This window comes from Streptomyces pathocidini, assembly GCF_001418495.1.
GTDB classification, from domain to species: domain Bacteria; phylum Actinomycetota; class Actinomycetes; order Streptomycetales; family Streptomycetaceae; genus Streptomyces; species Streptomyces pathocidini.
Genome location: NZ_LIQY01000008.1, coordinates 1 through 9,815, shown reverse-complemented (window position 1 = coordinate 9,815; position 9,815 = coordinate 1). Strand labels below are relative to the sequence as shown.

At 70.9% G+C, this 9,815-nt stretch carries 11 protein-coding genes and 2 tRNA genes; 8 read left to right on the top strand and 5 right to left on the bottom strand.

The annotated features are described in order from the left end of the window. The 6 genes from ehuB to AOK16_RS00605 all read left to right on the top strand — a co-directional run. A partial coding sequence (ehuB, locus tag AOK16_RS00630; RefSeq protein ID WP_055470212.1) for an ectoine/hydroxyectoine ABC transporter substrate-binding protein EhuB occupies positions 1–818 on the top strand: 818 nt, incomplete at its 5' end. Then, positions 815–1,552, top strand: coding sequence for an ectoine/hydroxyectoine ABC transporter permease subunit EhuC (ehuC, locus tag AOK16_RS00625; protein WP_055470210.1), 738 nt, complete (start codon positions 815–817; stop codon positions 1,550–1,552). The genes ehuB and ehuC, both read left to right, overlap by 4 nt. Continuing rightward, positions 1,549–2,199: an ectoine/hydroxyectoine ABC transporter permease subunit EhuD gene (gene ehuD, locus AOK16_RS00620; RefSeq protein WP_055470209.1), complete on the top strand. Its 651-nt coding sequence runs from the start codon at positions 1,549–1,551 to the stop codon at positions 2,197–2,199. Before ehuC ends, ehuD begins: the two co-directional genes overlap by 4 nt. Then, a complete protein-coding gene (gene ehuA / locus AOK16_RS00615; RefSeq protein ID WP_079100907.1) occupies positions 2,189–3,043 on the top strand; it encodes an ectoine/hydroxyectoine ABC transporter ATP-binding protein EhuA in 855 nt (284 codons plus the stop codon). The genes ehuD and ehuA overlap by 11 nt, the downstream gene beginning before the upstream one ends. A gap of 233 nt (positions 3,044–3,276) precedes the next feature. Beyond that, entirely contained in the window at positions 3,277–4,038 is a 762-nt protein-coding gene (locus AOK16_RS00610; RefSeq protein WP_055470208.1) for an IclR family transcriptional regulator, read from the top strand. A gap of 93 nt (positions 4,039–4,131) precedes the next feature. Next, positions 4,132–4,205: transfer RNA gene (locus tag AOK16_RS00605), tRNA-Lys, on the top strand. A 111-nt stretch (positions 4,206–4,316) separates the two neighbouring features. Here AOK16_RS00605 and AOK16_RS00600 read toward each other — a convergent pair. Then, a complete protein-coding gene (locus tag AOK16_RS00600) occupies positions 4,317–4,907 on the bottom strand; it encodes a lytic polysaccharide monooxygenase auxiliary activity family 9 protein (protein ID WP_055470207.1) in 591 nt (196 codons plus the stop codon). A gap of 291 nt (positions 4,908–5,198) precedes the next feature. On the opposite strand from AOK16_RS00600, the gene AOK16_RS00595 reads away from it, so the two are divergent. Both AOK16_RS00595 and AOK16_RS00590 read left to right on the top strand, forming a co-directional pair. Beyond that, positions 5,199–5,272 (top strand) — tRNA-Lys (locus tag AOK16_RS00595). A gap of 112 nt (positions 5,273–5,384) precedes the next feature. After that, positions 5,385–6,071: a FadR/GntR family transcriptional regulator gene (locus AOK16_RS00590; RefSeq protein WP_055470206.1), complete on the top strand. Its 687-nt coding sequence runs from the start codon at positions 5,385–5,387 to the stop codon at positions 6,069–6,071. A 95-nt stretch (positions 6,072–6,166) separates the two neighbouring features. On the opposite strand, the gene AOK16_RS00585 is transcribed toward AOK16_RS00590, so the two are convergent. The 4 genes from AOK16_RS00585 to AOK16_RS00570 all read right to left on the bottom strand — a co-directional run. Next, positions 6,167–6,862: a class F sortase gene (locus AOK16_RS00585; RefSeq protein ID WP_240483305.1), complete on the bottom strand. Its 696-nt coding sequence runs from the start codon at positions 6,860–6,862 to the stop codon at positions 6,167–6,169. Positions 6,863–6,879: 17 nt separating this feature from the next. Next, positions 6,880–7,779 (bottom strand): hypothetical protein, encoded by a 900-nt coding sequence (locus AOK16_RS00580; protein ID WP_055470204.1) that lies wholly within the window; start codon positions 7,777–7,779, stop codon positions 6,880–6,882. Between the two features lie 233 nt (positions 7,780–8,012). Further along, a complete protein-coding gene (locus tag AOK16_RS00575) occupies positions 8,013–8,792 on the bottom strand; it encodes an HAD-IIA family hydrolase (protein ID WP_055470203.1) in 780 nt (259 codons plus the stop codon). Between the two features lie 374 nt (positions 8,793–9,166). Further along, positions 9,167–9,815, bottom strand: a 649-nt coding sequence (locus AOK16_RS00570) for an ROK family protein (RefSeq protein WP_157859040.1), incomplete at its 5' end; no start/stop codon positions are given.

The window sequence follows — 9,815 nt, the reverse complement described above, 5'->3', positions numbered from 1 at the left end:
CCGGCTGCAGCCGGGTGGCCACGGGCGACGTGAAGGGCGGCGGCAATCTGCTGGACCGCCTGCGCGCCACGGGCACGGTGCGGCTGGGGATCGCGGGAGAGATCCCCTTCGGCTACATCAGCAAGAAGGCCGAGGTGACGGGAGAGGCACCGGAACTCGCGAAGATCATCTTCAAGCGGCTGGGGGTACCCCATGTGCTGCCGGTTCCCACGGAATTCGGCTCGCTCATTCCCGGGCTCAACTCGCAGCAGTTCGATGTGATCTCCGCGGGCATGTTCATCAACCCCGAGCGGTGCGAGCAGGTCCTCTTCGCCGATCCGGACTACGAGGTGTTGGACGCCTTCATCGTCCGCAAGGGAAATCCGAAAGGCCTGCGCAATTACGCCGATGTCGAGCGGACCGGCGCCAAGCTGGCCAGCGGCAGCGCGTACGCCGAGATCGACTACGCGGTGAGCGCGGGCATTCCCCGGGATTCCATCCAGATCTATCCCGATCAGCTGGCCGGGCTGCTCGCCGTGGCCCAGGGCCGCGCCGACGCCTTCGCCGGCACCAGCCTGACCGTGCGGAACGTCATCAACCAGACCCGGAACCCCAAAGTCGAGGGCACCGAGCCGTTCCTGCCCACGCTCGACGGAAAACCCGCACACGGCGCGGGCGCCTTCGCCTTCCGCAAGGGCGAGACGAAACTCCGCGACGCGTTCAACGAGGAACTGCACAAGATGAAGAAGGACGGCGAGGTACTGCGCGTGGTCAGGCCGTTCGGATTCACCGAGACCGAGATGACGGATCTCACGGCAGAGGAGCTGTGCAAGGCATGACAGCGGAGCTGTGGGAAGCAATCTTCAAAGGCATCTGGATCACGGTCCAGTTGACGGTCTACTCCGCCGCGCTCGGTGCCGTGGTCGCCTTCGCCGTCGGCACCGCCCGCACCTCCCGCCACTGGATCCTCCGGTTCCTCTCGGGTTTCTATGTGGCGGTGTTCCGCGGAACGTCGGCGCTGGTGTTCATGTTCTGGCTGTTCTTCGTGGTGCCGCTGGCCTTCGGCTGGCAGTTCGTCCCGATGTGGGCCGCCACCCTGGCCCTCGGCCTGACCTACGGCGCGTACGGCGCGGAGATCGTCCGCGGCGGGATCGCCGCGGTGGCCCCGGCGCAGCGTGAGGCCGGCATCGCGCTGAGCTTCACGCCCTGGCAGCGGATGCGCCGGATCATCCTGCCGCAGGCCGTACCCGAGATGCTGCCGCCGTTCAACAACCTGCTGATCGAGCTGCTCAAGGGCACCGCCCTCGTCTCGCTGCTCGGCATTCCGGACATCTCCTTCGAGGCCCAGCTGGCCCGCCTCGCGACCGGCCAGAGCACCACCATCTACCTCGCCATCCTCGGCATGTACTTCGTCCTCGCCTTCCTCCTCACCCGTGTGATGCGGCTGCTGGAGCGCCGCGCCAAGGCCGGGATCGGCCAGGCGCCGCCCAAGAGCGGCGGCATCCTCGGAAAGCTGAGGATCGAGGAGACCGAACGGTCCACCAAGGCCGGCCTGGCGGGAGGCGCCCAGTGAACTGGAATTGGTCGGTCGTCGACGAGTTCATGCCGTACTTCTGGGACGGCGTCCGGGTCACCCTGCAGGCCACCGCGCTCGGCTCCCTGCTGTCCTTCGCGCTCGGCCTGGTCTGGGCCCTGCTGCTGCGCACCCCCAGCCGCTTCGTGCGCTGGCCGGTGGGCTTCTTCGTGGAGTTCATCCGCAACACCCCGCTGCTGGTGCAGCTGTTCTTCCTCTTCTACGTGCTGCCCGAGTGGGGCGTGCAGACCTCAGCGCTGGCCACCGGCATCATCGGCATCGGCCTGCACTACTCGACGTACACCGCCGAGGTCTACCGCGCGGGGATCGAGGGCGTGCCAGCCGGCCAGTGGGAGGCGGCCAGGGCGCTCAGCCTGCCGCGCGGCCGCACCTGGGGCGCGGTGATCCTGCCGCAGGCCATCCGCCGCGTCGTCCCGGCACTCGGCAACTACGTGATCGCGCTGCTGAAGGACACCCCGATGCTGCTGGGCATCGGGGTACTGGAAATGCTCAACCAGGCCCGCCAGTTCGGCGCGCAGACCTTCCAGTACATCGAGCCGTACACGATCGTCGGCATCGCCTTCATCCTCATCTCCTACCCCGCTTCCCTTTTTATGCGATACCTGGAGCGTCGTCTTGTCCACTGACTCCACCGGTCCCACCGGTTCCCCCGGGTCCACTCCGGCCGCGTCCACTCCCGGCAGGTCCACTCCCGGCAGCGGGAACGGCGCCGAGCTGATCCGGTTCGACAAGGTCACCAAGCGCTTCGGCAGCAACACGGTGCTGGACGACCTGGACTTCACCGTCGCGCCCGGCAAGCACGTGACCCTGATCGGCCCCTCGGGCTCGGGCAAGACGACGATCCTGCGGCTGCTGATGACTCTGGTGAAGCCCGACGAGGGCACCATCCGGGTCGACGGCGAGTACCTCACCCATGAGGAGAAGGGCGGCAGGCTCGTCCCCGCGGGCGAGAAGCACACCCGGGAGATCCGCAAGAAGATCGGCATGGTCTTCCAGCAGTTCAACCTCTTCCCCAACATGAAGGTGCTGCAGAACATCACCGAGGCGCCCGTGCACGTCCTCGGTCTCGGCAGGGACGAGGCGGAGGAGCGGGCGCGCGAGCTGGTCGAACTGGTCGGCCTCACCGAGTGCCTCGACCGGTACCCGACCCAGCTCTCCGGCGGCCAGCAGCAGCGGGTGGCGATCGCCCGGGCGCTCGCGATGCGGCCGCAGGTGCTGCTGCTGGACGAGGTGACCTCGGCCCTGGACCCGGAGCTGGTGGCCGGCGTGCTGGACCTGCTGCGCGACATCGCGCACACCACGGACATCACCATGCTGTGCGTGACCCACGAGATGGGCTTCGCGCGGGACATCTCCGACGACGTCCTGATGTTCGACGCGGGCCGGGTCATCGAGTCCGGTCCGCCGGAGAAGATCTTCAGCGAGCCGGAGAACGAGCGCACCCGGGAGTTCCTCAGCGCGGTGCTGTGACCGTCCGAGCTCCCGGCATGACCTCGGCATATGCCGGAGGCGCACCCCGGCGCAAGACCCTGGGGTGCGCCGCAGAAGTCGTCAACACCGGCCCCATTCCCGGGCCTTGGCGGCTATCGTGGTATCGAGCCGTGCTCTCGGGAGCGATGCGGAGGGGCTTGTTCCATGTCCCTGTGCCGCGCCCTGGAGCGCCGGTGACGTGGCAAGCGGTAGCAACCTGGTAGGGGGAAACCGTGGCGCTCAAGCCCGAGCCGACCGCGCCGTTCCACTCGGTGCAGCACGCCCTGCGCGTGCTGGAGTGCGTGGCCAAGCACGGCGGCGGCGTGACCGACGTGGAGATCGCACGCGGCACCGGCCTGCCCGTCGGACACCTCGCCCACCTGCTGCGCATGCTGACGCGCGAGGGCTACGTGGAGCAGGTCGCGGACGGCGCGTACACCGTAGGCGAGTCCCTGGTCCTCCTCGGCTCCGCGGGCGACCGCGGCCAGGCGGCGCTCTCCGCCAAGCTGCAGCGCACGCTCACCGAGATCCGCGACTCGGTCGGCGCGGCCGTCTACATCAGCCGGTACATCGACGGCGAGGTCAACATCACGCAGTACGCGGACGGCCCCCGCGCCCCGAAGGTCAACGAGTGGGTGGACTTCAAGGCGGCGGCGCACGCGAGCGCGGTCGGCAAGTGCCTGCTGACCCAGCTCGACCACAACGGCCGCCGCGACCACCTCGCCCGCCACAAGACCGCCCGCCTCACCTCGCGGACGATCACCAACGAGAAGATCCTCTTCACCCGCCTCGACAACCAGCCGGCCACGGTCCCGGTGCTCGACCTCCAGGAGTACGCGGTGGGCACGGTGTGCGCGGCGGTGCCGATCACGGCGGGCAAGGCCGTGGGCTGCCTGGCGCTGTCGATGCCGATCGAGCACGCGCACCGGCTCCGGCAGGCGGCGGACACCCTCAACCGCAAGGCGGCGCCGGTCCTGCTGTCGCTGGCGATCTGAGCACCGCGGGCCCCGCGGTCGCCGCGTGGTCAGATCCACTGCCGCGTGGTCGGGAGCACCCACGCGGGCCAGGTATGATTCTTCCGTCAGCAGGCGCCGCTAGCTCAGTTGGTTAGAGCAGCTGACTCTTAATCAGCGGGTCCGGGGTTCGAGTCCCTGGCGGCGCACCGACAACCTTCGGGCCTCCTCGTCCATGACGGGGAGGCCCGAAGTCGTTTCCGACATCAGTTCTCGAGACCGCTGCCACCGCCCGGCGCGGGGGCGCCGGGCGGCCGGACCTAGAACTGCACGTCCGAGCAGGAATAGAAGGCGTTGCCGGTGTCGGCGATCGTCCAGACGCCGAGGATGAGGTGGCGCCCGGTCTTGCCGGAGGGGATCGTGCCGCTGTGGGTGACCGTCATCGGGGGCTGGGCGCCGTTGAAGGGCACGGTCAGGAAGGGCGCGGGGTCGAGGTCCGCGCGGGTGAGCTTCTTGGTGCCGTTCCAGCCGTTCTTGGTGATGTAGTAGCGGAAGTCGGTGGTCGAGTGGTTCGCGGTGAGCTGCCACGTGAAGGTGTAGCTCTGGCCCGAGGTGAGCCGGGTCGTCGGCCACGCGCCGCCGCGCGGGTCGTCGAGCTGCGCGAACCGGGAGAGGCCGCCGGCGCAGATGGTGCCGTCGGCGGGGCCGGCGGCGGGGAAGCCCTTGGGGCCCTCGACACTCTGCGGCTCGTACTGGATGTCGCCGCAGCCCGTCACGGTGCCGCGGGCACAGTACTCCTGGCGGCTGGTGGGGCTGACAGTCCGACCGTGGCTGCTGGCACTGCTCGTGGAGAGGACCGAGGCGCAGATCACGCCGAGTCCGAGCACGGCCGCGCCGAATCTTTTGCGCATGCTTCGCTCCTGTGGATCGCGGAGGGGGAAGTGCTACTGCGAGCTGGGAGCCGGCCGGCCGGGTTGGTGGCGCCTTGCCTTGTCTTGCCCTGTCTCGATTTTCAGGTCTAGACCAAGTCGCAGGTTAACTCCGGGTGTTGGACATGTCCAGACCAATAAGGGAGGGAAATTCAACCTTCTACGGCGCCTCGACCCTGGCCGGATCACACCGGCCACACCAGGCTCGCGGCGCCCCTCCGGCCGCACGTTCGGACCACCTACCCTGATCGGGTAAGCTCTCTCTGTCAGCGCGCGCCGCTAGCTCAGTTGGTTAGAGCAGCTGACTCTTAATCAGCGGGTCCGGGGTTCGAGTCCCTGGCGGCGCACCGACGACTTTGGGCCTCCTTGCCACCGGCGAGGGGGCCCAGAGTGGTTCCGGAGGGTATCCGGCGCTCGGCGCGGCTGGTCAAAACGGAGGTTGCGATGCACAGTCGCGGAATGGCGAGCGACATCCAGGAGCGCATCAAGAAGCTGATCGTCGACCGGCGGCTGCCGTCCGGCGCTCCGCTGCCCACCGAGACCGACCTCATGGAGCTGTTCGGGGTCAGCCGGAACTCCGTACGCGAGGCGCTCAAGGCGCTCCAGGCGATGGGCATCGTGGAGATCCGGCACGGTTTCGGCACATATGTCGGGCCGATGTCCATGGCCCCGATGATCGAAGGGCTGACGTTCCGCACCGTGGCCGGGCACTACCGCGGCGAGGACAGCCTGCTCCAGCTCCTGGAGCTGCGCGAGGCCGTCGAGACCGGCCTGATAGCGCGTCTCGCGGGCCGCGTCCCGGCCGCCGACCTGGCCGAGCTCGACGCGCTCGTGTCCCGCATGGAGGAAGAGGCCGCGGGCGGCGCGGTCCGCGCGGACACCGACCGCGCCTTCCATGCCGCGCTCTACCGCGGCCTGGACAACCTCCTGCTCAGCGAGGTACTGGAGGCGTTCTGGGACGCCTTCCACCGGGTTCGCACCGACCTGGTCGAGGCCCCCCAGCCCGACCCGGAGACCACCTGCCGCCAGCACCGGGAGATCCTCGAAGCGGTCCGCTCCGGGGACGCCACGCGCGCGGAGGAGGCGGTGCGGGACCACTTCGGGAACATCAGGACCCGGCTGCGCTCCGCGCGGTATGCCCGTTAAGCACTTGTTCGCCCTTGCGGGATGGCGCCGTGTTCGGCTACGAGCACTACAGCCGGCTCGCGGGCCCGCTCACCCGGCCCGTCCCGGACCGCCCCTCACCCATGCGCCACGCCCCGGGCCGTCGCCCCCGCCGCGCCCACCGCGCCCGTCAGATACGCCGAGACCACCACGTTCGCGGAGTACGCGCGCGCCTTCGCGTCGTACCGCCCCCCGCAGGTGATCATCCGCAGTTCGGCGCGCCCCCGGTCCCGGGGCCCGTACACCCGCTTGGGGTCGAACCGGTCCTTGGTGAAGACCTCGACCGCCTCCACGGTGAACTCCGCGACCGAACCGTCCTCCCGCGCCACCCGCACCCGCTCCCCCGGTTTGACCCTGGCCAGCCGGTGGAAGACCGCGGGCCGCGAATCAGTGTCGACATGCCCGACGAGCAGCGCCGTCCCCGCCGCTCCCGGCGTGACACCGCCGTCGTACCAACCGACCTTCCCCGGCTGGGAGTAGGGCGGCGGGTCCACCGCGCCGTCCTTGTCCAGCCCGCGCTCGATAACCGGCGCCCGTACGCCCACCGACGCGATGTCCAGCCGCTCCGGCCGGGCGTCGGCCAGCGGCACGTACGAGGGCGGCAGCTGGGCTCCGGCCGGGCGGCCGACCGCCGCCACGTCACCGGTCGCGGGACCCGCGATGCCCTGCCCATCGGTGATCTCCCGGCCCCACAGCCACAGCCCGAGGAGAACCACCCCCCAGGTCAGGCCCGCGATGAGCCGCCCGCCTCCGGCGGAGCGCAGATCGGTCACGGTGACCGGCCGCCGTCTCAGCTGCCCGCCGAGTCGGCCCGGCGCCGCCGGAGCGCGATCCCCGCGACCGCGAGCCCCGCGCCGCCGACGAGCCCGGCCGCGACGACGAAGTGGGCAAGCCCGGGGCCGTCTTCCTCCGCCGCCTCGGCAGTCTGCGCGGCCAGTACCGCGGTCCCGCCGCCCCCGGCGCGCACCGGCGCGGTCGGCGAACCGGAGGGGTGCGCTCCAGACTCTCCGGCGGCCACGGTCAGGGTGCCGACGACGCGGCAGTCCGTCGTGATGCGGTACGTGCCGGGCTGGGCGGTGGAGCGGATCCGCGCCTCGCCGAAGTAGCCGCCACCGCTCTCGGGGGCGAGTTCGGCGGGGGCGACGAAGGCCTCGGAGCGGGCCAGGACCTTGACGTCCCGGCCGCCCTCGCAGCCCTTGACCCGGATCTCGACCTCGGAACCCGGCGCGCCCGTGCCGGGGGTGACCTTGAGGGGGTCGGCGGAACCGGTGGAGGTGTCAGGGGTGTTGGGGTGGCCGGACTGGTGCGCGGAGGTGCCGGGCTCGGACCGCCCGGCTTCGGGCCGACCGAGTTCCGGGCGGCTCTGCTCGGGTCGGCCCAGTTCTGGACGGCTCTGCTCCGGGCGGCGGGTTTCCGGACTCCCCGGTTCCGACCGGTACGGCTGCGGTCGGGCGGACGCGGAGTGCCCAGCGCCGGCGGAGGACTCGCCCCTCGGCAGCGTGGAACCCTCGTCCCGCTTGGCCGTGCCCGCCCCGGGCGGCGTGAAGCGGCTGGGGAGGATGCTGGGCCCGACCAACGGCTCCCGGCCGCCGGCCGCCGCACCCGCGCCACGCGACCCCGGGTCGTACTCCCCTGCGTGGGCGGCGGTCAGGGCACCGGCCGAACACAGCGCGGCGGCCGCCACGGCCACGGCCGCTCGGCAGGACGTACGGGACAGTGCCCGGCGGGACGTAAGGGACGGCGAAGTACGGGACAGCGCCCGGGGCAGGGAAGTGCGGGACAGAGGGGAACGCCTGGAAGGACGGTCAGAGCCCATCGTGAAACCTCCTCATCAGAAGGTTCACCCGCCGAGCCGGTCACCGCACGCGGAGCGTGTCCGCATTGCTCCGTTAGGTGACGTACGGCCGAGCCCGGGCCGCCGCCTCAGATGCGTTCGACCAGGTCGGCGATGGAGTCCACGACGTTCGACGGCCGGAACGGGAACCGGTCGACCTCGGCCGGCCGGGTCAGCCCGGTGAGCACGAGGAAGGTCTCCATCCCGGCTTCGAGCCCCGCCAGCACGTCGGTGTCCATCCTGTCGCCGATCATGGCGCTGGTCTCGGAGTGGGCGCCGATCGCGTTGAGCCCGGCCCGCATCATCAGAGGGTTGGGCTTGCCGACGAAGTACGGCTCGCGCCCGGTCGCCTTGGTGATCAGCGCGGCCACGGAACCGGTCGCGGGCAGCGCGCCCTCGGTGGACGGCCCGGTCTCGTCGGGGTTGGTCGCAATGAACCGGGCCCCGTTGTTGATCAGCCGGATAGCCCTGGTCAGCGCCTCGAAGCTGTAAGTGCGCGTCTCACCGAGGACCACGTAGTCGGGCTCGGCGTCGGTGAGGATGTAGCCGATGTCGTGCAGGGCGGTGGTGAGGCCGGCCTCGCCGATCACGAACGCCGTGCCGCCGGGCCGCTGGTCGTCCAGGAACTGCGCGGTGGCCAGCGCGGAGGTCCAGATGTGGTCGACGGGCACGTCGAGCCCCATCCTGGCCAGCCGTGCGTGCAGGTCACGCGGGGTGTAGATGGAGTTGTTCGTCAGCACCAGAAACGGTTTTCCGGACTCGCGGAGCCGCTTGATGAAGGCGTCGGCTCCGGGGACGGGGACGCCCTCGTGGATCAGGACTCCGTCCATGTCGGTGAGCCAGGACTCGATCGGCTTGCGCTCCGCCACGTATCGGCTCCCGTCGGGTATCTCGGAAAACGGCCCGCCGGACTGGTCCGGCACGAAGCGGCCCGCCGGGCGGGCCGGCCGCTGCGCCCCAGGGTATCCGTAGGTATTGGGGCTCGGGTATCCGTGTGACGTGCGCATTCTCCGGCCCGCGTCAGGATCTGACGGGCCGGTGGCGGGCTCATGACGGGACGCTGACGGCGGACCGGCGGCGGGCTCACGAAGAAGGGTTCATGGAGGGCAGGTTCACGGGGGGATGGGTTCACGGAGGTGGGCCCACGGAGAGGGAATCACGGAGACGGCGAGTCGCCCAGGGTGGACTGCCGCACAAAGTGGACTGCCGTACGGGGGCGGGGTGTTGGGGCTGTCGGGTCCGGTTACGTTTCCACGACGGCGGCCGGGTGCGGCGCGTCTTCCGTACGGTCACCGCGGTCGGTCTGGTCGCCGCGATCGGCTTGGGCGCCGTGGCCGGCTTGGTCACCGCGGTCGGTCTGGTCGCCGTGGCCGAACATCGGGGCGAGGACGAGTTGCGCGGCCCCGTACGCAACGGCCCGCTCCCCGTCGGGCGCAACGCCGACGGGGACCGTACGGGCCGGGGCCGGGCCCAGCCCCTCACGCGCCGCACGCTCCGCGAGCACCGCGCCCACGCCGCGTACGAACGCCTCCCCGTCGGCGACGGCGGTGCGGCCGCCGAGCAGGACGCGGTCGATGTCGAGCAGGCCCACGAGGTTGGCGGCGGCCGCGCCGAGGACGCGGGCCGCCTCGGGGATGTCGCCGCGCGCGACGGCGGCCAGGCACAGCGCCTCGACGCAGCCGCGGTCGCCGCACTCGCAGAGCGGGCCGTCGAGCTGGATCACCTGGTGCCCGAACTCCCCGGCCCCGGTTCTGCTTCCGCGGTAGAGCCCGCCGCCGAGGACGAGTCCGGCGCCGAGCCCCGTTCCGAGGTGCAGGTACGCGAAGGAGTCGCGGTGGTCCGGGGCCCGGCCGTCGGCGGCGCTCCGGAGGGCGAGGCCGAGGGCGGCCGCG

Excerpts from the sequence above, each read along its gene's own strand:
- AOK16_RS00590 (WP_055470206.1), top strand. The coding sequence starts at position 5,385 with ATGGCGAGCGACATCCAGGAGCGCATCAAGAAGCTGATCGTCGACCGG.
- AOK16_RS00600 (WP_055470207.1), bottom strand. The coding sequence starts at position 4,907 with ATGCGCAAAAGATTCGGCGCGGCCGTGCTCGGACTCGGCGTGATCTGC.
- ehuC (WP_055470210.1), top strand. The coding sequence starts at position 815 with ATGACAGCGGAGCTGTGGGAAGCAATCTTCAAAGGCATCTGGATCACG.